We start from the raw sequence: 24,171 nt of genomic DNA on the forward strand, positions 1-24,171 counted from the left end.
CATGACAGACGTCATACGGGGCATCACCGAGGCCGACTGGCCCCAGCTGGCGGCCCTGGAGAGCGAGGCGTACGAGGAGCTCTCCCTCGCCGAGGGCGAGCGGCTCCTGCGCTCCCGGGCCCGCGCCTCGGCAGGCACCTGTTTCGTGCTGGAGCTCGACGGCCGGCTCGCCGGCTACGTCCTCGCCCTGCCCTACCCCCGGTTCCGCTGCCCCGACCTGGGCCGCCCCGAACAGGCCGTCCACCGCACGACCAACCTGCACCTGCACGACCTCGTCATCGGCGCGCCGCTGCGGCGCCGGGGACTCGGCACCCGGCTGGTGCGCCGGCTGACCGGGGCGGCCCGCGCCCGCGGCTTCGAGACCGTCTCGCTGGTCGCCGTCGCGGACAAGGAGCCGTTCTGGCGCGCCAACGGCTACCACGCCCACCCGGCGGCCCCCGTCCCGCCGCACTACGGCGACGGCGCGGTCTACATGAGCGCCCGGGTGGCCGCCGTACCCCACCCGTACCAGGCCCGGGAGGCCGTCTGATGCCCGAGCGGTCCTTTTCCCGCGCCAAGTGGTCCGTCGCGGCGCTGTTCTGCTTCCTCGGCTTCCAGTACGGCACCTGGATCTCCCGCCTGCCCGCGCTCAGGGCCCGGCTCGACCTGGGCGCCGGCGAGGTGGGCCTGCTGCTGATGGCCTGCGGGGCCGGAGCGGCGGCCTCCTTCCCGCTGGTCGCCGTCCTGATGCGGCGGCTCGGCTCCCGGCTCCTGTCCCTCGCCTCCGCCGTGTGCCTGATCCTGGTCCTGGCGGCCCTGTCGGCCGTGCCGAACTTCCCGCTGGCGCTGCTCGCCGTGTGCGCCGACGGCGTCGCCGTCGGCTGCCTCAACGTGGCGATGAACGCGCAGGGCGCCGCACTGGAGAAGGTCTTCGACCGCACCGCGATGTCCCAGCTGCACGCCACCTTCAGCGCCGGGCTGCTCGCCGCCGCCCTGCTGGCGTCCGGCGTCACCACCCTGACCGGGTCCGTCCCGGCCCACTTCACCGCCGCCGGGATCCTGCTGCTGCTCCTGCTCGGCGGCGCCCGGCCGGGCCTGCTGCCCGGCCGGGAGCCGCGTGCCGCCGCCGACGAGCCGAGGCGGCGCGTGCGCCGCGCGCTCACCTCCGGCACGACTCTCCTCATGGGCTGTGCGATGGCCTTCGGCACGATCACCGAGGGCGCGATGAACGACTGGTCGACGCTCTACCTGAAGGACGTCGTCCAGGCGTCGGCGAGCGTCGCCCCGCTCGGCATCGCGGTCGTCTCCGTGACGATGCTGCTGGCCCGGGTGTGCGCGGACCGGTGGCGCACCCGCTGGGGCGACGGACCGGTCGTGCGCACGGGCAGCGCGGTGGCCGCCGCCGGCCTGGCCCTCGCCCTGCTCGCCGGCGGAGTGGTCCCCACACTGCTCGGCTTCGCCTGCGTCGGTCTCGGCGCGGCGGCCGTCACCCCGTGCGTGTACGTGGCGGCGGCCGAACGCGGCTCGGACGCCCTCGCCCTGGTCGCCGCGATGGGCACCACCGGTCTGCTGGGCGGACCGGCGCTGATCGGGTTCGTGGCGGGCGCGGCGAGCCTGACCCTCGGCATGGCCACGGTGGCCGCCTCGGCCCTGATCGTCACGGTGACCGCCTTCTGGATCCCGTGGCGGGCCCGGGCCGGCGCGCTCGTCGAGACCTGAGCCGGGCAGACCCGCCCGCCGCGCAGAGCCGGCCCGCCCGGGCGCCCTCAGGGCCCCTCGCGGCGGCCCGGCGCCCGTGACGCGGACTCCCCGTCCCAGGAGCCGGCCCCCGTGGAGTCGAGCAGGTGCTCGCCGTAGAGGTCCTGGAGCCAGTTGGACTGGTAGATGGTGTCCAGGTAGCGCTCGCCGAGGTCGGGCGCCACGGCCACCGCCGTGAGGTCGCTGCGGTCGTGCCGGGCCAGCCAGTCCGTCGCCGCGCTGACCACCGTCCCCGTGGAGCCGCCGAACAGGAAGCCGCGCCTCGCCAGCCGGTGGCAGGTGCGGATGGTGTCCGCCTCCTCCACCCGGACCACCTCGTCCACGTACGACTCGTCGAGCAGCGGGGGACGCATGCTCATGCCCAGCCCGGGGATCATCCGGCGGCCGGGCTTGCCGCCGAAGGCGACCGAGCCGACGCTGTCCACGGCGACTATCCGCACCGGCCGGTGCCACTCGCGGAAGTAGCGTGCGCAGCCCATGAGCGTGCCGGCCGTGCCCGTCCCGAGGAACAGCACGTCCAGGCGCGGGAACTGGCCGGCGATCTCCGGCGCCGTCGTGCGGAAGTGCGCCCGCCAGTTCCCCGCGTTGGTGTACTGGCTGAGCCACACGTACCGGTCGTCGGAGGCGCACAGCGACCGGACGTACTCCAGCCGCGTGCCGAGGAACCCGCCGTTGGCGTCCAGGTCGGTCACGACGTGCACCTGGCTGCCGAGTGCCTCCATCAGCAGTTTGGTCGACAGGTTGCACCGGGAGTCGGTCACGCACAGGAACCGGTGGCCCTTGCTCGCGGCGATCATGCTGAGCGCGACGCCGAGGTTCCCGGAGGAGGACTCGACGAGGATGGAATCCGGTGTCAGGCTTCCGTCCCGCTCGGCGCTCTCCACCATCTCGTTCGCGGCCTTCAGTTTGATGGAGCCGGCGAAGTTGAAGCCCTCGCACTTGAGGTAGAGGCGGTATCCGAATATCGACGCCAGATCGACGAAGAGACTGCCTTCGTTGAAGGCGTGGGGAGCGGAGATGACGGGCACGGCAGACCTCCTGATAGCTACGGCTGAGGACTACGGCCTCAGCCGTACCGGCGCAGGTCGTGGAAGAAGTCGTCGATGATGCGGAGCTGGCCCGTCCGGGCCACTTGGTCGTAGACGTACTTGCCGACGGCCAGGTCGAGGACGCCGAGGCCGAAGGGGGAGAAGATCACCGGCTGGTCCTGCGGCGGGGCGGCCCGGCCCAGCATCACGTCGTTGAGCGTGCCGTTGAGGAAGTCGCGGCTGCCCGTGCGCTGCTCGGCCAGGTGGGGCGAGGTCTCCGCCTTCAGGCAGTGCTCGACGTCGTCGACGAAGTTCGCCGAGGCGAGGAGCACCTCGGGGGCCAGGTCGCGCAGCGACACGTGCAGCACGACCGGGTTGTGGTCGAACCAGCCCGGGGTCATCACGTGCGGACGGCCGGCGACGGTGGCGAAGACCACCAGATCGCTGGAGCGGATGAGGTTCTCCGCGCTGTCGTGGACGGTGACCGGCTCGTCGGCACCGGACTGCCGCAGGTAGCCGCAGAAGCCCTCGGCGCTGTCGGCGGACAGGTCGTGCACGCCGATCGCGTCGAAGCTCCAGCCGGTGCGCGCCAGGAACGTGTGGATGTAGCGGGCGATCAGGCCCGTACCGCAGAACCCGACACGGCGGGGCCGGGGGCGGTTGCGGCTGAGCCAGTCCGCCGCCAGCGCCGCGGACGCGGCGGTCCTGGTCGCGCTGATGATGGAGCTCTCCAGGCAGGCGAACGGGTAGCCGGTGTCGTGGTCGTTGAGGATGAGCACCGCGGAGGCCCGCGGCAGCCCCTCCTTCACGTTCTCCGGGAAGGAGGAGATCCACTTCAGGCCGTCCACGTGGACCGACCCGCCGATGGACGCCGGCAGCGCGATGATCCGGGCCGTCGGACGGTCGGGGAAGCGCAGGAAGTACGACGGCGGGTTGACCGACTCCCCGGCGCCGTGCAGCCGGTAGGTCGCCTCGACCAGCTCCACGAGCTGCTTCTCGGACCCCTCCAGCGCCTTCTTCACCTGCTCACCGGAGATCACCGCGAAGCTCGGCACCCCGGCCGGCTCGGGTCCCGCCGCGCGGTCGGTGGTCGACAGCAGATCGGTCATCGTCCGCTCCCCTCGGGCGCGGGGCAGCCGTCGGCCAGGCGCAGCGGCTCGGCCATGCCGACCAGGATCCGCCGCTCTCCGGTGTAGGGCTCCCTGCTGTGCGCGGTGCGGATGTTGTCCACCAGCATCAGGTCACCGGCCTGCCAGGGTTCGCGCCGCGTGTGCTCCTCGTACGTGGCGTTGACGACCTGGACGACGTCCTCGCCGATCGCGGTGCCGTCCCCGCAGCGGGTGTTGAACGGCAGACCGTCCGCGCCGTACTCGTCCACCAGGTACTCCCGCACCTCCGGGGCCAGCGTCCACTCGTTGAGGAAGGCGATCTGGTTGAACCAGCAGCGCCGGCCCGTGTGCGGATGCCGTACGACGGCACTGCGGCGCTGCTCGGTGTGCAGGGAGCCGTCGGGCTGCCAGGTGAAGTCGATGGCGTTCGCACGGCAGTAGCGCTCGATCCCGGCGCGGTCGTCCGTGCCGAAGGACTCCGCCAGGGAGGCCCCGATCTCGTCGGTGTAGGTGCGGGTCAGCAGCCAGCCCGCCCGCTCGAAACGTTCCGTCAGCTCGGCGGGCAGGGCCTTGAGCACCTGCTCGGCGTCGGCCACGGCCGTCGCCCCGCCCTGCTCGGGCGCGGTCAGGCAGGCGAACAGCATCAGGCCGGGCACCTCGAGCGGGTAACTCAGCTCGTGGTGCATGCACATCGGCTGGTTGGCCGGCCAGGGCGTGGAGGAGTACAGCCCGGGGCCCTCGGGATCGCGGGGCGCGAACGCCTCCGTCTCCGTCATGAGCCCGCCGGCCAGCCGCGCGAAGACGGCGCCGACCTGGTCCGCGTCCTTCAGGCCGAGGCCGCGTACGAGCAGCGCCCCGTGCTCGGTGACCTGCGCGCGCAACGCCTCGCGGTGGTCGGCCGCCCAGCTCGCGGCGTCGCCCGGCGGATCGACACGCAGCAGCGCGGGCCGGTCCGGCCGCAGCTCCACATCGAGCGGTGCTGCCAGGGATGAGGACGGCATCTCGGTTTTCCTCTCGGTAGCCCGTCCGGTGCGGGACGGGGCCTTCAGGTGGAGGCCAGGGGTACGGCCGCGCTCAGGACGGCCTGGGCCGCCTCGGCCGGGCGGGTGCGCAGGAAGTAGTGGCCCCCGTCGGCCAGTTCGTGCAGATCGACGTGCTCGGCCAGGAGCAGCCAGTCGCGGTGGCGTTCGGCGTGCCCGGCCGTGTGCGGGTCGTCCGCGGCGACGACCACCGACACCGGCGCGGACAGCTTCACCGGGGGCGGGGACTCCAGAGCCGCCAGGAAGTAGCGGTGGGCGGCCAGACAGTCGTGCCGGTAGGCGGCACCGATGTGCTCGGCGTGCCGCTCGTTCAGTTCGGCGAGCTCCGGGTAGCCGCTGTCCGCGCTCAGCGCGGCGGCGATCCGGGCGTCGCTGCGGCTCGTCAGCTCGGCGATCCCGGCGCTGCGCTCGGCGACGCTGCCGAGCAGCTGCGCGCCGAGGAACACCCGGGTCACCCGCACCCCGCGCTCCTGGAGCCGGAAGGCCGTCGCCAGGGCCGCCGCCGCGCCCGACGAGTGGCCCCACAGCATCACCTGGGTCAGACCGCGCGCGGCGATCTCGGCGGCGACCCGGTCGGCCACCTCCGCGATCGGCACGAACGGCTCACGGTGGGCCGCCAGGTCGTGGCCGGGCAGGTCCACGGCGAGGACCGCGGGCCCGCTGCCGGCCAGTGCCGCCGCCATCGGCCGGTAGTTGACCGCGTTGCCGCCCGCGTAGGGGAAGCAGACCAGCGCCCGGTCCGGCGCACCGCCTTCCGACACGGGCTGGAGCAGCCCCGGGCGCTGCCGGGTGGTGCCGTCGAGGACGGCGGCCAGGTCGGCGAGCACCGGATGGCGGGTGATGTCCTTCAGGGAGACCGCGCGGTCGAGGGCGACGCTGAGCCGGACGGCCGTCAGGGAGGTGCCGCCGGAGTCGAAGAAGTGGTCCGTCGGCGCGATCCGGTGCTCGGGCACGCCCAGCAGCTCGGCCCAGGCCGCCGCCAGCCTGCGCTCGGTCGGGCTGAGCGCGTCCCCGCCCGCCGCGTCCGGCGCGGTGCCCCGCGCGTCCTGCGCGTCCCGCGCCTCCTGCTGGGCCTGAGCGGTCAGGGCCTTGCGGTCGATCTTGCCGTTGGCGGTCAGCGGCAGGCTGTCCCGCCAGTGGAAGGCCGAGGGGACCATGTAGGCGGGCAGCGCCGCCGCGAGCGCCTCGCGCAGCACGTCCGGCTGGTGCCGGCTGCCGGTGTGGAAGGCGATCAGATGCTTGTTGCCGCCGCCCCGCTCGGCGACGACCACCGCGCCGTCGCGCACCCCGTCCACGCGCAGCAGGGTGTTCTCGATCTCACCGATCTCGATCCGGAAGCCGCGGATCTTGACCTGGTTGTCCCGGCGGCCGAGGAACTCCAGCTTGCCGCCGGGGTGCCAGCGGCCCCGGTCGCCGCCCAGGTAGAGCCGCTCACCGGGCCGGTACGGGTCCGTGCGGTAGGCCTCCCGGGTCCGCTCGGGGTCGTTGACGTACCCGCGGCCCACACAGACACCGGAGAACGCGATCAGGCCCGGGGCGCCCAGGGGCACCAGCGACAGGTGCTCGTCCACGACGTACACCCGGACGTTGTTCACCGCCCGGCCCAGCAGGACGCGGTCGGGAACCCCGGTGAGGACCTCGTGGTTGGTGTCGTCCGACGTCTCGGTCAGGCCGTAGGCGTTGAGCAGCCTGATGCCCGGCTGGATCGCGAACCAGCGCTGGACCAGCTCCCGCTTCAACGCCTCACCGGTCACCGACACGCACCGCAGGTCCGGCAGTGCGCGGGGGTGCTGTTCCAGGTACGCGGCGACGACGTCCAGGTAGGAGGGCACGACCTGCGCCACGGCCACCCGGCCGCGCACCAGCGTGTCGACGAACCGCTCCACGTCCACGACCACGTCCTGGCCGATCAGCAGGGTCCGGCCGCCGACCAGCAGCGCCGACACCAGCTGCCACAGCGAGATGTCGAAGCACTGCGGGGCCGTCTGCGCCACCACGGACCCCTCGCCGATCCCCAGGTCGTCGATCTTGGCGAACAGGTGGTTCAGCATCCCCGCGTGCTCGCACATCGCCCCCTTCGGCTCACCGGTGGAGCCGGAGGTGAAGTAGATGTAGGCCAGCCGGCCGGCCTCGACCGGCACACCCGGGTCGTCGTCCGCGTGCGGTTCCGCGTACGCCGTCTCGACGGGCAGTTTCTCGGTTCCCGGCAGGGTGGCCAGCGCCTCGTCCAGGGTCTCTGTGCTGCCGGACTCCGTGAGTACCAGCCGGCATTCCGCCCGCGCCAGCATGGCCGCGATCCGGCCGGCCGGGAAGTGCGGCTCGATCGGCAGGTACACACCGCCCGCCTTGAACACCGCCAGCGTCGCCGCCAGCCAGTCGAGGTTCCGCTCGGTGACGACGGCGACCACGCCTTCCCGTCCCAGACCGCGCTCCAGCAGCGCCCGCGCCAGCCGGTTGGCACGCGCGTTCAGCTCGCCGTACGTCCACTCGCGCTCGCCGTGGACCGCGGCCACCGCGTGCGGATGTGCCCGTACCCGCTGCTCGAACAGCTCGTGCGCGCGGGCGTCCGGCAGCGTCCGGCGCGGTCCCGCCAGCCCTTCCAGCTGCTCGCGCACCTCCCCGGCCGAGAGCAGGCTCTGCTGGGTGTGGTCGGCGTCCGGGCCGGCCGCCAGCAGCCGGAGCGCCTTCAGGTGGTAGCCGCCGACCCGCATCGCGCCGTCGGCGTCCAGCACGTCCGTGCGGCAGCGCAGGCGCAGCACCAGCCGTCCGCCCCGGTCGCACCAGCGCACATGCAGCACACCGTCGTCGGCGTGCGCCTCCCCGGCGCCCATGGGGCCGAACACCACCTCGTACGACGGCTCGCTCAGCCCGAGTTCCCGCCGCAGCCCGGACACCGGGAACTCCCGGTGCGCCAGCACCTCCGCCTCGGCGTGCTCGGCGGCCGACACCAGGGCCCGCCAGGAGCCCGGGGGCACCTCCAGGCGGCACGGCAGCGGCTCACCGCGCACTCCCGCGGTGTAACCCGTCACCACCTCGTGCTCGCCGGAGAGCGCGGCCAGCACCTTCGCGTGCGCCGCCAGCAGCACCGAGCTGAGCGGCAGTCCTGACCGCCGCACCAGCGCGCGCACCGAGGTCGCCACGTCGTCCGGGACCGCCATCTCCTGCTCCAGCGTTCCCGGCACCGGCTCCCGGACCCAGCGCGGTACGGCGGTGACGCCTCCGGCGGTCAGTGCACGGTGCCAGAACTCCCGGTCAGCTTCCACGCGCGTTCCCATCGAATGGCCTTCCTCAACTCGTGGCAGCCGCAGTGGCACTGGTCGCCCGCACCGCTCTGTCCGGGGCGCCGGGCGGGCCGCCTGCCTCGGGCCTGTCCACGGCCGGATTGCCGCCCCACTGCGCGTTCGGGGGGACTTCCTCGCCCTTCATGAGGAAGGAGTCGGGCGCCAGCACCGAACCGTCGCCCATGGTCACGCCGTAGTGCACATGGGCGGCCACGCCCAGCGTGCAGCCGGCGCCCAGCGTGATGCCGTCGGACTTGAAGGTGCCGTCCTCCTGCGAGTGGCACTGGATCTTGGTGCCGGCGTTGAGGGTGCACTCGTCGCCGATGACCGCGAGGGTCCGGTCGGTCACGTAGCAGCCGTCGTCGAACACCCTGCTGCCGATGCGGACGCCCATCAGGCGCCAGACGAGAGCCTTGAAGGGTGTGCCGTTGAAGATGTTCAGCCAGTGCGAGGGGACCTTCCACAGGCGCTCGATCTGCCAGAACCTGCGGTCGTAGATGGAGCACAGATCGGGGCTCAGCCTGCGGAACCTCAGCAGGCAGCGTTCCAGCAGGATGTAGTACGCGGTGGACAGCGCCAGTGTCAGCGCCAGATAGACGGCGATCACGACGTCCCCGATCACGCCGTACAGATCGATGGAGGCGAGGGCGAGCAGGGTGAGCCCGAAGGTGTGCAGCCAGCGTGCGAACAGCATCAGGGCCATCGAGCGGAGGTTGTACCGGTTCTTCGCGGCGAGACGGGTGCGCAGCGTCTCGCCCGACCTTAGGTGGTCGAACCGTGAGTCGCGGTCCACCGAGCGCGGAATCTCGAAGGACGGCGAACCGAGGAGCCCCACGCCTTCGCGGACCTCGCCGTCGAGGGGAATCATCACCTTCGTCGCGAGGAGGCAGTTGTCACCCGTCCTGCCGCCCGCGGGATAGGCAATGTTGTTGCCCAGGAAATTGCGCGGCCCGATCGTCACCCGGGAAAGCCGGAAGGACGTACTGGAGTAGTCCGCGTTGACCACGGAAAGACCGTCGGCCACCATCGTCCCGGTGCCGACGGACACCAGCAACGGGGTTTCGTGCGCCATTTCCGTACCGAAATTGGATCCGGTCTGCTCGATCCGTGACAAGTCATATCCGACCCCGCGCAGATAGTGCACGATGTAGGAGCTGTCACCGAGGAGCCAGGCGAAGAACTTGATGTTCGTCAGGCGGGCCGTCGCCCGGTGCGCCGCGTAGCGGAATCCATAGAGCGGATAGGTCCGGTCGGGCTTGACGACCAGTCCGATCAGCCGCGGAACGGCGTACAGCGCGACCAGGGCCAGTACGACGAAACCGCAGAACAGGGCGAGGGAGACGGCGAGCGCGTCGGTGATCAGCTGGGACGGGGACAACGCCGCCGTCTCCGGATCGAGCCGCTTGCCGACAGCCGGTACCTCGGTGAAGAACATGTACACGCCGCCGATGGCGAGCGGGACGTACAGGAAGATCATCTGCAGCATGGTGACGAGGCCGAACCAGGCCCGGCGTCCGGTGCCGACCTTGGCCGGAGCGATCCGCAGGTAGTCGATGTGCGTGGGCTCCGCCGGGGATCCGTGCCAGTGCCGGCCGTCCGGCACCGCCTGGCCGCGGTGCAGCGAGGAGGTGTGGCCGAGCTGTGCGCCGTCGCCCATCGAGGTGTCGATGTCCAGGACCGTCTTCTCGCCGATGAACACATCCCGCCCGAGCGTGACCCGGCCGGTCTGGATGCGGCCCGCGTGGGCCCGGTAGCCCAGGAAGAAGGAGTCCTTGCGGATCACCGTGCCGGCGCCGATCGTCACCAGGTCGGTGCAGACCGGAACGGAACGGGAGAGGATCGTGACCCCCTTGCCGATCCGCGCGCCGAGGGCCCGGAGGTACAGCACGTACAGCGGGGTCCCGACGAGGAACACCATCGGATTGGCGTGGAGCAGCACCTTGACCAGCCAGAAGCGCAGATACGCCGGCCCCCACACAGGGAACTCACCCGGCTTCCACCGGCCGACGAGGAGCCACTTCACCACGACCGGGAAGGCGCACAGGGCGATGAGCCCGGCGCCGCCGAAGAGGAGCGAGCGCAGGTAGATCTCGAACAGGCCCGCAGCGGCGGCGATCCACTCGTACCCGGCGGCGGTGACGAACCCGGAGACCAGGGAGTACACGAGGAAGGCCAGCAACTGGGCCGTGCCGCACAGCACATGGCTCAAGCGGCTCGCGCGGGCCACCGGGGGCGGCGGGGCCGCCTCGGGCGCCGGCGCGGTGTCGGCCGCGTCGGCGAGGGCGGGCGCGGCCGGCGCCAGCGCCGCCGTCAGGCTTCGGATCGTGGGGTGCCGGTAGATGTCCCGGATGGAGGGGGAGGGCAGGTCGGGAATTTTCCTCAGCCGGGCGCAGAACTGGGCCATTACCAAGGAATTGGCGCCGAGGTCGGTGAAGAAGTGGCTTTCGGCCGGAACGTGTTCGGTGCCGACGAGTTCGGCGAGTGCCGCCGCGAGTTTGTTTTCGGTCTCCACTCTGGCCGGACCGGTGTCGCTCAAGGAGACGGCAGGTTCTTCCGGCCCTGATATGGGGACCTCGGAGGACTGCTCCACCATTCGATCTCCTGAGGACGCGCGGATACGATCAGCCGGTCGGATCATTCTGATCGCGGACCGCCTGTTTCAGTTTGGCCAGGCAATTACCAGGCTGCCACTTCGCAGCGCTCCCCACATCCGCCCAAAACACGCGACGGCTCCGTCTCCCTTGGCCTCCGCCCGGCCGGGGCGCGCCACGGTTCACCCGATCGGCGGCCCTCACATGCAGGCAGGGCCGCCGCCGGCCCCGGCCGGGGGAGCCGGCGACACGGGTCGGGCCGACGGGACGCGCGGGAAAGGCTTCCCGCGGGCCGTCCCGCCGGCCCGTGCCTCGGCCTCGCGGCCTCGGTGATCGACCGACGTCCGGGTCAGGCGGCCGGCAGGTGCCTGCGCAGGTATTCGGCCGTGTGGGAGCCGCTGGTCTTCAGGAGGTCGGCCGGGGTGCCCTCGAACAGGACGCGTCCGCCGCCGCGTCCTCCCTCGGGGCCCAGGTCGGTGATCCAGTCGGCGCTCTCGACGACATCGAGGTCGGGCAGGAAGGTGCGGACGAACGCCGTGAACGTCTCGTTGAGCTGCCGCCGGGCCTCGGCCGCGATGGTGTCGAAGACCAGCGACGACTTGCCCGACCCGGAGACACCGGTGAAGACGGTCAGCCGCCCCTTCGGGATCCGCAGCGAGACGTTCTTGAGGTTGTTCTCCCTGGCACCGGTCACCCTGATGGCGTCGGTCCTCACAATGTGCTCCTCGGTGGTACGGGTGGGCTCCCTCTCCGGGGGACGAGAGGGAGCCCGGTCCGGTGGGACGCCGGTACGGCGCCGTCAGGCGTTCTCCTTCTGGAACGTGCGCGTGCCCCACAGCAGGGCGAGCGCGGCCATGAGCAGCAGCACGAGGGAGCCGGTCAGCAGCCCCGCCGCGCTCATGTCCCCGCGGAACGCGGCGCGTTCGGCGTCCACCACATGGGTCAGCGGGTTGATCCGGGCCAGCTGGTACAGCCATCCGGGAGCCAGCTGCCGCGTGACCGGCAGCAGCACGCCGGACAGCAGCAGGAGCGGCAGCAGCACCGCGTTCATCAGCGAGGGGAACGCCGCCTCGCTCTTGAGGACCATCGCCAGCGCGTACGACCCCGAGGACAGCGTGATGGCCAGGACCGCGGCGTTCGCGAGGCTGAGCAGGACGCCGGTCACCGGTGCGTCGAGGCCGAAGACCAGCAGGGTCACCAGCACGATCAGCGCCGACTGGGCGGTGGCCTGCACGGCCTGGGCGAGGACCTTGCCGAACAGCAGGGCGGACCGGCTGGCCGGGGTGCCGCGGAAGCGGTCGACCACGCCGACCCGGTACTCGGTGAGCAGCCCGACCCCGGCGAAGGAGCCGCTGAACAGTGCCGTCTGCACGATGAGCGCCGGGGTGAGCACCTCCCAGGCGTCGCCGGAGGGGAAGCCGGGGGTGTGGCGGACCACGGTGACCATGAGGGGGCCGAAGAGGAACAGATACAGCAGCGGCTGCATGATCCCGATGATCAGCCAGGTCGGATTGCGCAGCGAGAGCCTCATGTCCCGCAGGAAGATCAGCTGGGTGTCACGCAGCATGCGCGGCCTCCTTCGCCTCGGGGGCGGCCTCCTCGTCGCGCAGGGAGCGCCCGGTCAGGCTGAGGAACACGTCGTCCAGGGTGGGCCCGCTGACCTTGACGGAGACCATGGCGATCCCGTGGCCGTCGAGGGTGCGCAGCAGCTCCGGCAGGGCCGCGTCGCCGCGCGGCACCCGGAAGCGCACGGTGTCGGCGGTGGCGGTGACCTCGTGTGCGCCGGACAGCCCTTCCGCGAGGCCGGCCGCCTCGGCGGACCGGCCGGCGGCGACCTCGACGGTGACCGCGTCACCGGCGACGCGGGCCTTGAGCTCGTCCGGGGTGCCCTCGGCGACGATCGTGCCGTGGTCGGTGACGAGGATCCGGTCGCACAGGGCGTCGGCCTCGTCGAGGTAGTGGGTGGTGAGGAAGACCGTCATACCCTGCTCGGCACGCGTCCGGCGGACGTGGTCCCACAGGTTGGCCCGGCTCTGCGGGTCCAGCCCGGTGGTGGGCTCGTCCAGGAAGACCAGGGCCGGGTCGTGGACCAGCCCGAGCGCGATGTCCAGCCGGCGGCGCTGACCGCCGGACAGCGTCTTGGCGGGGCGCTGGTCGAGACCGGCCAGGTCCAGTCGCTCCGCGAGCGCCGCTCCGCGCCGCCGCGCCTCGGCCCGGGACAGGCCGTACAGCCGGGCCTGCAGTTCGATCTCCTCCGTGACCCTGGACTCCGGCCAGGTGGAGCCGCCCTGGGCGACGTAGCCGATCCGGCGCCGGACTCCCTGCGGGTCGGTCAGCAGGTCGCAGCCGGCCACGGTGCCGGTCCCGCCGGTGGGCCGCAGCAGGGTGGTCAGCATCCGTAAGCTCGTGGTTTTTCCCGCCCCGTTGGGGCCGAGGAACCCGACCTTCCCCGGCCGCCACATCGATGTCGATGCCCTTCACTGCGTCGACGGTGCGCCCCCGCACGGTGAACCGGCGGGCGAGTCCTCGCACTGTGATCATGGGATCCTTCTTTCCGGCCGGCCGCTCTCCGGCCGGGTCACGGCGGCCCCGGACGGGAACCGGGTTCCGCCCGCGGCTGGTCAGGACTGGTCGTCGGTGGCGGCCTGGTACTCGGCCAGCCGTTCCTGCGCCTCGGCCATGTCCTCGGCGGTCGGGGCGTCGTCCTGGGTCAGCTTGAGCCGCCAGTAGCCGCTGAAGTCGATCGACCGCTTGTCCAGCCCGCGTTCGCCGACCAGGTGCCGGCGCAGCGCCCGGACCGTGCCCGACTCGCCGGCCAGCCAGGCGAAGGGGCGGCCGGGCGGGAACTCGGCCGCGCGGACGGCGTCGGTCAGCACCTCGCTGCGGCCCGCCGAGACGCCGTCGCGGTACAGCCAGTGAAGGGTGACGTCGCCGGCCGTCCGGAAGGTCTGCCGTTCGGCGCCGTCGGCGACTTCGAGGTAGGCCACCGCGCGGGTCCCCTCCGGCAGGGCCTCCAGCAGGGTGGCGATGGCGGGCAGTGCCGTCTCGTCGCCGGCCAGCAGCAGCCAGTCGGCGTCCGTGATCGAGTCCGTCAGGGAGACCGGCCGGGCGTAGAGCGCCGACGGGCCGACCATGCCGAGCCGGTCGCCGGGCTTCGCGGATCCCGCCCAGCTGGTGGCGGGGCCGGTGTCGCCGTGCAGGACGAAGTCGATCTCGATGGTCCTGGTCCCGGGGACGCGCCGGCGCAGGGTGAAGCTGCGCATCCACGGCCGCTCGTCCTCCGGGATGGCCAGAAACGCCTGGTACCAGCTGGTCGCGTCGTCGGACTGCTCGGGCAGGACGGGCTCCTGCTGGCCGGGTCGGGGGAAGCAGAGCTTGAGCTGCTGGTCCGGGCTCCGGCCGACGGAGTCGTCGAGATGATCGGCCTCGAACGTCACGCGGGCCATCCGCGGGGTGAGCCGCGTGACATCGGTGACCAGGAGGAACGAGACGGGGAGCTCTGCCATGGAAACCCTTCCGAGTACGTTGGGCATTCCCGTGGGTGGGCCGGGCCCCACCTGGTATCTTTACGCTGTAAAGAGATGCCTCGGGGTGAGGTTACTTTATGTAGTAAGGAGTTGCAAGGTGGTTGTTTTTGCCGGACAGGGTGACGCCCGCCGCTCCATGGCTCTGCTCTGGCGGTCGGCCGATTCCGCGAACGTCAGGACGGGTCCGGGGCCCAAGCCCGGGCTCGACGTGGACACGATCGTCGACGCGGGGATCGCGGTGGCCGACGAGCAGGGGATGGCGGCCCTGTCGATGCGGGCGGTCGGGGCGCGGCTGCGGCGGACCGCCATGGCGCTCTACACGTATGTCCCGAGCAAGAGCGAACTGGTCGACCTCATGCACGACCGGGTGCTGGCCGAACTGCCCACCGCGTACGGCACGGACGCCGGGTGGCGCCCGGCGATCACGGCCTGGGCCGACGACGTCTGGGCCTTCTATCTGCGCCACCCGTGGGTGCTGCAGGTCTCCCAGGCCCGGCCGGTGCTCGGGCCGGGCGAGTACGCCCAGCTGGAGACGGTGGTGCGGATCCTGGGCGGGGTCGGCCTGGATCCGTTGCGGCTGCGGCGCGTGATCGCCGTGCTGTTCCAGTTCGTCCGGAGCATGGCCCGGGTCGCCGCGGAGCACCGGCAGGCGGCCCCGGAGACCGGGGTGTCCGACGAGGAGTGGTGGGCGGAGCGGTCCGCCCTGCTCGCCGAGGTGGCGCCCGACTTCGCCGAGCGCTTCCCCGCGCTGGCCGACCTGGAGTCCCGGGCGACCCGCGCCGCCGTCGCCGGGGCGGAGGGGGATCCGGGCGGCGCGGAGCCGTACATGGAGCGTGAGGCCCAGGAGGCGTTCCGGGTCGGCCTGGGGGTCCTCCTCGACGGTATCGAGGCCGAGGTCGGGCCGGTCCCCGAAGGGCCGATGAAACCCGGTGACCGAGAATTGGCCCTCTAGCAAAAGTTTTCCGCCGTAAATCGATCACACCCGGCCGGAAATGTTCTTTGACGCGTCAGTGTCTGTGATCTACGGTTTTTATCCGCTTGCCAGATTGATGACTCGAGCAGCGACGACCGGTGCGAGATACGCCAGTGCCTCAATCCCGGGAGAAAGCCGTTGCAGTACATCGCCAAGCACGACCAGCGTGACCGTCGCTTACCGGTGGGCCGCCGGGCGGGAGACACGGCGCTTCCCCGCCGGGCGGCCGGCCAGGACCGGATCATGACCACCCGGGTCGGACTGAAGCTCCCGGCCACCCTCTCGTACGACCGGTGGGAGAAGGCCGGACTGCACATCTTCCAGATCGCCGACTCCTCCGCCTGGTGCCTGGGCGACTGGCTCGTCTACGGCCAGGAGCGCTACGCCGACCGCTACCAGACCGGCGTGCAGGCCGCCGGACTCGACTACCAGACCCTGCGCAACTACGCCTGGGTGGCCCGCCACTTCGAGCTCTGGCGCCGGCGCGAGGGCCTGAGTCTTCCTGTCCGAGCGGCCGGACTGGTTCCGGAAGTACCAGGAGAAGTTCGGCAAGTTCGTCGGACCGGACTCCACGGTGATGGACGCGGTCCTGGTGGAGCGCTTCCGCCGGAGCGAGCGGGCCTACGGCTCCTGACCCGGCCCTGCTCCTCACCGCGCCGGGCCGGGCCGGTCCCGGCGCGCCGCGCCCGCTGCGGGCCGTACTCGCCACCGCGCTCCGGCCTCCCGGACCGATGTCCCCGGGAAACCCGGGCCCAGCACGGTCGCGTCCTCCTCGCCCGCGGACCGGAGCCGGACGGCGGCGCGGCGCCCGCCCCGCACGATGGCGACGCCGCCCCGGATCAGGGCGGCGCGCGGGGCGGCCGCGGTCTCCGGGGCGCCGTGTCGCCGTCGTCGGCACGTCCTCGCGCGCCGGCGCACCGACATGTGCGGGGCGGGGCCGGGTCAGCCCCGGGCCGCCGGGCGGGAGTCGCGGTGCCGGGCCAGGACGCGGTCCACGAGCAGGCCGGAGGCGCCGGTGTAGTGCTCCGGCGCACACAGGGCGTGCAGCGCGTCGGCGTCGCGCCGTCCGCCGAGTTCGGGTGCCTCGGCCAGCACGTCCCCCAGATGGCGTCCCTCCGCCACGGCCCGCGCGGAGGCGGCGGAGACGACGGCCTTGGCACCGGCTCTGCCGAGGTCGGGCGAGAGGGCGGCGGCCAGCCGTTCGGAGACCACGAGGCCGTGGGTGAGCCCGAGGTTGGCGTGCATCCGGTCGGCGTGCACGCACAGGCCCTCGGCCAGCTCGGCGGCGGTGTGCGCGGCGCCCCCGGTCAGCCTGAGGGCGGCGCGCAGCGGCTCCCACTCGGCGTGCCAGGCGCCGGCGGGCCGCTCGTCGTCCATGACCGCCGCGTGGGCGAGCGTGCTTGTCAGGCCCGGCAGCTGGTAGGCGACCGAGCGGATCAGGGCGGCCAGGGCCGGGTTGCGTTTGTGCGGCATGGCGGAGGACGCGCCCCGGCCCTCGGCACCCGGCTCGGACACCTCCGCCGTCTCGGTGCGCGACAGCAGCTGGACGTCGGCGGCGAAGGTGCCGAGGGCCACGCCGGTCGCGGTGAGCGCGGACGCCAGGTCGGCCAGGGGAGTGCGCACGGTGTGCCAGGGCACCGAGGGTTCGGCGAGACCGAGTTCGGCCGCGTAGGCGGCGGGCAGCCGCCGGGCGTACCGGTCGAGTCCGTCCGGGGTGAGGCCCGCGACGACGTGCGCGTACTCCAGGTAGCCGGCCATCGTGCCGGCCGCGCCGCCGAGTTGCACCGGCAGCCCGTCGGCCCGGACCCGGCGCAGCCGCTCGGCGGCGTCCAGGACGCCCTGGAGCCAGCCGGCCGCCTTGAGGCCGAAGGTGGTGGGCACGGCGTGCTGGCCGAGGGTGCGCGCGGCCATGGGCGTGTCGCGGTGCCGCTCGGCCAGCGCGGCCAGCGCGTCCGCCGTGCGGGCCAGGTCGGCGAGGATCAGCTCCGTGGTGCGGGCCGCGACCAGCATCAGACCGGTGTCCAGGACGTCCTGGCTGGTGGAGCCCTGGTGCACGAAGTGCGCGGCGTCGGGGTCCTGCCCCGCCACGGCCTCGGCCAGCGCCCGCACCAGGGCGACGACGGGGTTGGCGGCGGCCCGCGCGGCCAGCGCCAGCGACCGCGCGTCGAACCGCTCCGCCCGGGCGGCGGACGTGATGACGACGGCCGCCCGCTCGGGCACGGTGCCGAGCCGGGCCTGGGCCCGGGCGAGGCCCGCCTCCGCGTCGAGCAGGGCCTGCAGGCATGCGCCGTCGCTCGTGGCGGTCTCGGCGGGGCAGCCGGCCCGCACGGGCGACAGCAGTCCGGTGTCGGCGAACGCCGGGTCCGCGTTCGCGGCGGGTTCGGCGTACGACGCGGCGCCGGGGGACGACGTCGCAGCCGGCGGTCGGCGGTCGGTGTTCACTCGGTCTCCTGAACGGTCGTGAGGGCGGACTCGTGGCGGGGGAGCGGATCGGCGGTCGCGGGCCGCGGGAAGGTGCCCCCGGCCACCAGAGCGGGCGGGGGCCGGTGCGCGGTCGCGCCCGGGGCCGCGGGAGTGTGTTCCGGCCTCCGGTCGTCGCCCGCGGCCACCGGCGCCGCCGCCAGGGCGAGGAGCGCCAGCGCGATCGCGTCCGAGTCGCCCAGCGTCACCGAGTTCACCCCCGGCCGGATCCCGGCTGCCGTCACCCAGTGGACCGACTCGGTCGGTACGCCGTAGGCGAATCGGCGCCGGTGGGGGCGGCCGTCGGCCGCCACCAGGTGGTAGGGGCGCGGGGTGACGGACAGGCCGCCGGTCTCGTAGGCGCCGTGTACGGGGTCGGGCAGCGTGAAGGGGCGGCACTGGCCGGTGGCGGCCAGGTGGCGCAGCAGCGGGTCCGTGGTGTGCCGCAGGTCCGGCTCGGGCAGCCGGGCCTCCACCAGCGCGGTCACCTCGACGCGTGATCCGGGCACCGTGGCCGAGTCGACCACGAACACGCCGGCCGGCTCGTCGGCCCGCACCCGCATGCCGGGGCCGAGGACGTGCAGCACACCCGCCTCCATCAGCGCGGCCATCTCCTCGATGCGGCTGGGCGGCGGCCCGATGGAGAGGAACGCGTTGAGCGGTGTGTACCAGCCGTCCAGGTGCTCACGGTACGACCGGCCGGTCAGCCCGCCGTGGTCGACGACGAGCCGGACCTCGTTGCGCAGGTCCCGCAGCACGTCGAGCGCGGCCTTCACGGGGCCGTCGACGTTGCCGAGTTCGGACTCGGCCAGGTCCCGGCGCAGCGTCTCCAGGAGCCATGACCGCCACTGCGCGGGACCGGAGAAGACCCGCTCGCCGTACGGCCGGGCGACGAGCCGCCAGTCCCACCGGTCGGCCCCCTCGATCCCGTACGCCGCCAGCACGGCCGCTTCCTCGGCGGACCGCCAGCCGGTCGCGAGGGTCGCCTCGCGGAACCGGTGGACCTCGTCGGAGCGCTGACGACGGGCCAGCAGCGCCGTGCAGTAGACGGTCTCGACCTCCTTGGCGATCAGCGGCCACAGATCGCGCTCGAAGTCGAGCCCGTCCCGCTCGGCGCGCCGGCGCAGTTCGGCGACCTTCGACGGGGTGAGCAGGAGCGGCTCGTGACGGCCGTGCGCGCCCTTCTGGTTGCGGCCCCGGGAGTGGTACGGCACCCCGCGCCGCGAGCCCGCGTACAGGACGGGTTCGCGGCCCGAGGGGCGGTACACCAGCAGCCCGTCGCCGCCGCGTTCGAACGTGCCGCCGCGGCCCACGGTGAGCAGCGCCATGTGGTCGAAGAAGGTCAGGCCGAGGCCGCGCAGCGCGACCTTCTCGCCCGGCGCCACAGAGGACAGGTCGAGGTCGGCCGGGTTGCCCGGCGGCACATAGGCCAGGGTGTGCCGCCGGGCGAAGGACGCCAGCCGCTGCTCGGTCTCGCTCGGGCGCACCGGCAGATGACCCTGGGCCATGACCACCGCGTCCAGGCCGTCGAGGCGGGTGCCGTCGGCGAGCGTGACGCACTGGCGGCCGTCCGGCCCGTCGTGCAGCCGCACCGCGCGCAGCGGATGGACGGCGACGCTGACGTGCTCCGGGGCCGTGCGGACGACCCGTGCGAACACCCACCGAAGATAGTGGCCGTAGAAGGCACGCGTCGGATAGGAGTCCGGCGCCAGGTCGCGGGCCTCGGCCAGTACCTGGTCGTCCAGGGCGTCGCCGTCGGCCGTGGGTCCGCCCCTGAGCGCGATGCCGCGCGCCCACTCGTACAGGCTCGGGCCGGGCGCGAGGACGCCCTCCATCTCCACGCTCGGATCGGTGAACAGGGTGACCTGCGAGGCGACGGTGTTCATCAGCAGGTGGTGCGACTGGTCGGTGCGCCATACCTGGCCGGCGCCGGGCCGGCACGGGTCGACGACGTGCACCACGACCTTCGTTCCCTGGGCGCGTTCCCGGGCGTTGGCACACAGCCGCTCCAGGACCGACAGGCCCCGGGGGCCGGCACCGATGACGCAGACTTCGAGCTGCCTTTCGCTCACAGGCGTATCCGTTTCGCTGGGTAGGGGGGCCCGCACGGCTCGTCGGAGAGCCGGGATACGGGCGTGGCGGGGCGCGGGGCGCGGCCCTCGCAGGCGGTCGGGACGGCGCCGGCGGTGCGCTCGGCGCGGTCGGGCGGGGCGGCTCCGAAGACGGGTTCCTCCGAGCGCTGAAGGGTGGGCGACGGGGCCTCGTCACGCAGTCCGCGGGCGAGTTCGTACCAGAGGTGTGTCATGGCTGAACTGGTCGGGGACAAGGCCAAGGGCGAGGTCAGGGACGCGGACGGCGGGTCCGTGTCCGCCGCGGGCGGCACGGGGCCGACGCCGGCGCAGCCGCGCACGCGTCCGGGGGAGCGGGTCTCGGCGAAGCCGGGCGTGTGCGGCGGCCGCCCGACGCCGGGACGTGGAGATGAACCGCCCGACGCGCTGGAGGAGGGGGGCCGGGTCGTGGGGGGTGTTCCCCGGCCGCGACGGTCGGAAGGCTCCGGGGCGCGGCGGCCGGCGTGGGCACGACGGCGGGCGCGGCGGCCGGCGTGGGCATTTCGGCGGGCTTGAGTGCGGACGTGTCGGGCATGGCGGTTCCCTCTGCTCGGCCGGGCGATGGCGTGCGGGCAGCGCAGAGCGCGCCCCCACGGGGCTGCTGTGTGTGGGGGACGGCCAGGGTGTCGCTCACCGTGGGCCGTGGGCGTCCCACACAGACAAGAGTCGGGATCCGGCCGGTGCACTCCACCGGAGTCCGAGTTTTTGCGGAGCAGCGCGTTCCATGGGAGGCGCGGAGCGGACGAGGGGGAGCTTGTCGGATGCCTCGTGCGGATGCCGGACGCCGGGTGCGGTGCGACGCGATATCCGGGGGACGGTCACCGGAGTTGCACTGGTCACGGTGGTCGTGCGGAACCGTGAAATGGATATCCCCCGTTGTCCGGGTCGCCGCTGGCGGCGCGCACCGGCCCTTCTCCCGCTTGGTAAAAGCATGGTAAAGCGGGGAGTGTGTCGGTGCCGTGCCGCCTCTTTCGTGTCCGAGAGGCTGGGATACCGACTTCACCTCGATCGCAGGGAGGGGTTCGGCTGAGCGAGGTGTCGCAGCCCGCCCGGCCGCGCGACCGCGCGGTCCGCGCAATCCGGCGAACCGGGCGGGAAGTCATCCCGGTATTCGCGGAATTCGCCGTGCCCGTATATGCCCTGACCCGTCAGCCAGTGACCTGGAGAATACCTCGTGCATTCGAATGGGGCGTTCCGTATTCTGCCCCGTGTTTTCACCGGTGCGGGGCCACGTATTCCGAGGCTGGGCCTTCACGGCCGCCTCCGTCCACGAGGGCCCGCCGGTCGCCGTCACCGGCGAGGAACGGCGCCCGGCCCGGACGGTGCCACCAGCGCGCCACGGCGATGTCCGCGTGGCCCACTCGACGCTGCCTGAGCCGGACCCCGAGCGGCGGCGGGTGCGCGTGAGCGCACGGGAGCCGCCCGGAGGCGGTCCCCGTACCGGGAGTCGCCCCGCGGCTGAGCGCAGCCTCCACCAGCACCGCCCCGCCCGCACACGACGCCACTGCACTTCCCCTCACCTGATGACGGAGGCCGATCTCCCATGTCCTCGCCCGCTGTGCTCCGCTCCGCCCGGCCGCCGGCCTGGACGCCGTCCGACTGGAGGCTCCGCCCCGCCGCCCAGCAGCCCGACTGGCCCGATCCCGCGCTGCTGGGCCGGGTCCGGTCCCGGCTGGCCGGGGCCGCACCGCTCGTCCGGCCGCACGAGATCGCCGATCTGCGCCGGGCACTCGCCGCCGCCGCGCACGGCGAGGCCTTCATGGTGCAACTCGGCGACTGCGCCGAGACGTTCGAGACCCCCACCCCGGCCGGCGTCGCGGCCCGGGTCGGCCTGCTGCACGGCACCGCCCGGACGATCGGCGCGGCCCTCGGCCGGCCCGTGATCCCGGTGGGCCGGCTGGCGGGCCAGTACGCCAAACCCCGCTCCTCACCGACCGAACGCGTGGGGGAGCTGGTCCTGCCCTCGTTCCGCGGACACCTGGTCAACGATCCGGCGCCGGACCCCGCGGCCCGGGTACCCGACGCGACGCGGCTGCTGGAGGGCCACGCCCACGCGCGTGACGTGCTGGCCCTGCTGCGGGAGCCGACGGTGTCGGACGGGGCGATGCCCGGCGCCCCGGCGGCCGGCGCGCCCGCCGTGTGGACCAGCCACGAGGCGCTGGTGCTCGACTACGAGGAGCCCCAGGCACGGCCCGACCCCGTGACCGGCAGCCTGTACCTGACCTCCACCCACCTGCCCTGGATCGGCGCACGCACCTGCGATCCCGGCGGGGCGCACGTGCGGTTCCTGTCCGGTGTCGACAACCCGGTGGGTGTGAAGGTCGGCCCGGCCACCGAACGCGCGGACCTGGCCGCGCTGTGCGCCCTGCTCGACCCGGGCCGGGAGCCGGGGCGTCTGGTGCTGATCTCCCGGATGGGCGCGGAGCGCGTGCGCGAGGTGCTGCCCCCGCTGGTGGCGGAGGTCGCCCGGCTCGGCCACCCGGCCGTCTGGGTGTGCGACCCGATGCACGGCAACACCTATGTCGGCGCCGGTGGTTACAAGACCCGGGACGTGGCGACGGTGGCCGCCGAGATCCGCGGCTTCTTCACGGCCGTCCGCTCGGCCGGCGGCCGGCCCGGCGGCCTGCATCTGGAGGCGACCCCCGACGAGGTCACCGAGTGCGTCGGCAGCGCCGCCGGCATCACCGAGGAGGATCTGCCACGCCGCTACGAGACCGCGTGCGACCCGCGCCTGAACGGCTCGCAGACCGCGGAGATCGCCGCGCTGGCGGCGGAGCTGTGCGCGGCGGACGTGTGACGGTGCACTGACACACCGGGCCCTGCGGGGCGGACGCCGTCAGACGCTGGTCTTTTACGCCCCGCCGGGCCGGGTGCCGCACCGCCACAGACCGAGTGCCTCCCAGCAGCCGGGGACCGTGCCGGTGAGGGCGGCCCCGGGGCCGGCCGGAGCGCCCGCCTCTGTGGCGACCGCCCCGCACACGCCCGCCAGGGCCCCGAACCCTCCCAGTGCCGGCAGGCCGCTCCCTGTGCCCCCGCCACCCTGCCGCCGTGTCCGGCCTCCCGCTCCTCGTCCGTGCCGTGCGGCGTGGCCCTGAGCATGCCGGAGAGCGGCGGTGCGGGGAGTCTCACTGTGAGACGCCTCCTTCGGCCGGGGCCACAGGGCGCTGCCGGCCCGGTGCCCGGTGCCGGTGGGGGGCCCGTGTGCGCCGGTTGCGCGCTGCGGTGGGTGCGCCAACGATGGACCGAGGGGCCGTCCCGGGGGGCGACCGTCACAGCAGCGGCCGGTCCGTCAGGCCGCACAACGGGGCACCCGTGTGCCCGAGACATGGAGTGAGTGAGCGTGACCGATCTTCCACCGCCGATCACCCCGTACCTCGAACCCGCGGCGAAGGAGCTGGCGGAGGCGACCGACCCGCACCCCCGGATCTACGAGGTCCCGCCGGAGCAGGGCCGTGCCATCCTCGCCGGCCTGCAGAGCGACACCAGCGTGCCCCGCCCCGAGGTCGACGAGGAGTGGGTCGACGTCGACGCCGGCGAGTGGGGTACGGTCCGCACCCGCGTCATCCGGCCCAAGGGGGCGTCCGGGCCGCTGCCGGTGGTGCTCTTCATCCACGGCGCCGGCTGGGTCTTCGGCGACGACAAGACCCACGACCGCCTTTTCCGTGAACTGACCGTCGGTGCGAACGCCGCGGGAGTCTTTCCGGTCTACGACCGCGCACCGGAGGCGAAGTACCCCACCCAGGTGGAGCAGAACTACGCCGTGGGCCGGTGGATCGGGGAACACGGTGCGGAGCACGGCCTGGACGCCTCACGCGTCGCCGTGGCCGGCGACTCGGTCGGCGGCTGCATGTCGGCGGTCTTCGCGCTGATGAACAAGGAGCGCGGCGGGATCGCCCTCAAGGCCCAGTGCCTCCTCTACCCGGTGACCAACGCCGACTTCGACACCCCTTCCTACCTGCAGTTCGCCGAGGGCTACTACCTCACCCGCGACGGTATGAAGTGGTTCTGGGACGCCTACACCTCCGACCCCGCCCAGCGCGCCGAGGCGCACGCCTCCCCGCTCCAGGCGTCCCTGGAGGAGCTGCGGGGTCTGCCGCCCGCCCTGGTCATCACCGACGAGGCCGACGTCCTGCGCGACGAGGGCGAGCAGTACGCCAACAAGCTGCGCGAGGCCGGCGTGGACGTCACCGCGGTCCGGGTGCTCGCCATGGTCCACGACTTCCTCATGCTGGACAGCCTGCGCGACACCCGGGCCGCCGACCTCGCCCGCAAGATCGCCGTCGACTTCCTGCGGACAGCACTGCACGGCAGCTGAGA

At 73.2% G+C, this 24,171-nt stretch carries 16 protein-coding genes and 2 pseudogenes; 6 read left to right on the plus strand and 12 right to left on the minus strand.

Going from position 1 to position 24,171, the window contains the following annotated elements; genetic code table 11:
- Position 1 precedes the first annotated feature (1 nt).
- Together AB0B40_RS07805 and AB0B40_RS07810 are read left to right on the plus strand one after the other, a co-directional pair.
- Complete coding sequence (locus AB0B40_RS07805; protein WP_362263505.1) at positions 2-529, plus strand: GNAT family N-acetyltransferase; 528 nt, start codon at positions 2-4, stop codon at positions 527-529.
- Positions 529-1,698 carry an MFS transporter gene (locus AB0B40_RS07810; RefSeq protein ID WP_362263506.1) on the plus strand — a complete coding sequence of 390 codons (1,170 nt, stop codon included), beginning with the start codon at positions 529-531 and terminating at the stop codon, positions 1,696-1,698. The genes AB0B40_RS07805 and AB0B40_RS07810 overlap by 1 nt, the downstream gene beginning before the upstream one ends.
- Positions 1,699-1,745: 47 nt before the next feature.
- On the opposite strand, the gene sbnA is transcribed toward AB0B40_RS07810, so the two are convergent.
- The 9 genes and pseudogenes from sbnA to AB0B40_RS07855 form a co-directional block, all read right to left on the minus strand.
- Positions 1,746-2,765, minus strand: a complete 1,020-nt coding sequence (gene sbnA / locus AB0B40_RS07815) for a 2,3-diaminopropionate biosynthesis protein SbnA (protein ID WP_362263507.1) — start codon at positions 2,763-2,765, stop codon at positions 1,746-1,748.
- Between the two features lie 38 nt (positions 2,766-2,803).
- Positions 2,804-3,874: a 2,3-diaminopropionate biosynthesis protein SbnB gene (gene sbnB, locus AB0B40_RS07820; protein WP_362263508.1), complete on the minus strand. Its 1,071-nt coding sequence runs from the start codon at positions 3,872-3,874 to the stop codon at positions 2,804-2,806.
- Positions 3,871-4,875: a TauD/TfdA family dioxygenase gene (locus AB0B40_RS07825; RefSeq protein ID WP_362263509.1), complete on the minus strand. Its 1,005-nt coding sequence runs from the start codon at positions 4,873-4,875 to the stop codon at positions 3,871-3,873. Before AB0B40_RS07825 ends, sbnB begins: the two co-directional genes overlap by 4 nt.
- Positions 4,876-4,919: 44 nt before the next feature.
- On the minus strand, positions 4,920-8,189 hold the full coding sequence (locus AB0B40_RS07830) for an amino acid adenylation domain-containing protein (protein ID WP_362263510.1): 3,270 nt from the start codon (positions 8,187-8,189) through the stop codon (positions 4,920-4,922).
- Between the two features lie 13 nt (positions 8,190-8,202).
- Complete coding sequence (locus AB0B40_RS07835; RefSeq protein WP_362263511.1) at positions 8,203-10,788, minus strand: Pls/PosA family non-ribosomal peptide synthetase; 2,586 nt, start codon at positions 10,786-10,788, stop codon at positions 8,203-8,205.
- A gap of 521 nt (positions 10,789-11,309) precedes the next feature.
- Positions 11,310-11,504, minus strand: a pseudogene (locus AB0B40_RS07840) (ATP-binding cassette domain-containing protein); the annotation flags it as partial.
- An 81-nt stretch (positions 11,505-11,585) separates the two neighbouring features.
- Positions 11,586-12,353: an ABC transporter permease gene (locus tag AB0B40_RS07845; RefSeq protein ID WP_362263512.1), complete on the minus strand. Its 768-nt coding sequence runs from the start codon at positions 12,351-12,353 to the stop codon at positions 11,586-11,588.
- The gene (locus AB0B40_RS07850) at positions 12,343-13,248 is read right to left on the minus strand and encodes an ATP-binding cassette domain-containing protein (RefSeq protein ID WP_362263513.1); all 906 of its coding nucleotides are present in this window, start codon (positions 13,246-13,248) and stop codon (positions 12,343-12,345) included. Before AB0B40_RS07850 ends, AB0B40_RS07845 begins: the two co-directional genes overlap by 11 nt.
- A gap of 159 nt (positions 13,249-13,407) precedes the next feature.
- Positions 13,408-14,292 (minus strand): siderophore-interacting protein, encoded by an 885-nt coding sequence (locus AB0B40_RS07855; RefSeq protein ID WP_362263514.1) that lies wholly within the window; start codon positions 14,290-14,292, stop codon positions 13,408-13,410.
- Positions 14,293-14,410: 118 nt separating this feature from the next.
- Between AB0B40_RS07855 and AB0B40_RS07860 the strand changes: the two genes are divergently transcribed.
- Both AB0B40_RS07860 and AB0B40_RS07865 read left to right on the plus strand, forming a co-directional pair.
- On the plus strand, positions 14,411-15,265 hold the full coding sequence (locus AB0B40_RS07860; protein WP_362263515.1) for a TetR/AcrR family transcriptional regulator: 855 nt from the start codon (positions 14,411-14,413) through the stop codon (positions 15,263-15,265).
- 264 nt (positions 15,266-15,529) lie between these two features.
- Positions 15,530-15,775: pseudogene (locus tag AB0B40_RS07865) on the plus strand (LmbU family transcriptional regulator); the annotation flags it as partial.
- A gap of 453 nt (positions 15,776-16,228) precedes the next feature.
- On the opposite strand, the gene pcaB reads toward AB0B40_RS07865, so the two are convergent.
- The 3 genes from pcaB to AB0B40_RS07880 form a co-directional block, all read right to left on the minus strand.
- Entirely contained in the window at positions 16,229-17,614 is a 1,386-nt protein-coding gene (gene pcaB / locus AB0B40_RS07870; protein WP_362263540.1) for a 3-carboxy-cis,cis-muconate cycloisomerase, read from the minus strand.
- Positions 17,615-17,724: 110 nt separating this feature from the next.
- Positions 17,725-19,818 (minus strand): FAD/NAD(P)-binding protein, encoded by a 2,094-nt coding sequence (locus AB0B40_RS07875; RefSeq protein WP_362263516.1) that lies wholly within the window; start codon positions 19,816-19,818, stop codon positions 17,725-17,727.
- Positions 19,815-20,051 (minus strand): hypothetical protein, encoded by a 237-nt coding sequence (locus AB0B40_RS07880; protein ID WP_345051929.1) that lies wholly within the window; start codon positions 20,049-20,051, stop codon positions 19,815-19,817. The genes AB0B40_RS07875 and AB0B40_RS07880 overlap by 4 nt, the downstream gene beginning before the upstream one ends.
- A 1,346-nt stretch (positions 20,052-21,397) precedes the next feature.
- On the opposite strand from AB0B40_RS07880, the gene AB0B40_RS07885 reads away from it, so the two are divergent.
- Together AB0B40_RS07885 and AB0B40_RS07890 are read left to right on the plus strand one after the other, a co-directional pair.
- Positions 21,398-22,651 (plus strand): 3-deoxy-7-phosphoheptulonate synthase, encoded by a 1,254-nt coding sequence (locus AB0B40_RS07885; protein ID WP_345051926.1) that lies wholly within the window; start codon positions 21,398-21,400, stop codon positions 22,649-22,651.
- 543 nt (positions 22,652-23,194) lie between these two features.
- Positions 23,195-24,169: an alpha/beta hydrolase gene (locus tag AB0B40_RS07890; protein WP_345051923.1), complete on the plus strand. Its 975-nt coding sequence runs from the start codon at positions 23,195-23,197 to the stop codon at positions 24,167-24,169.
- Positions 24,170-24,171: the final 2 nt, after the last annotated feature.

Origin of the sequence: Streptomyces sp. NPDC042638 (genome assembly GCF_040647235.1) — a bacterium.
GTDB lineage: Bacteria > Actinomycetota > Actinomycetes > Streptomycetales > Streptomycetaceae > Streptomyces > Streptomyces rameus.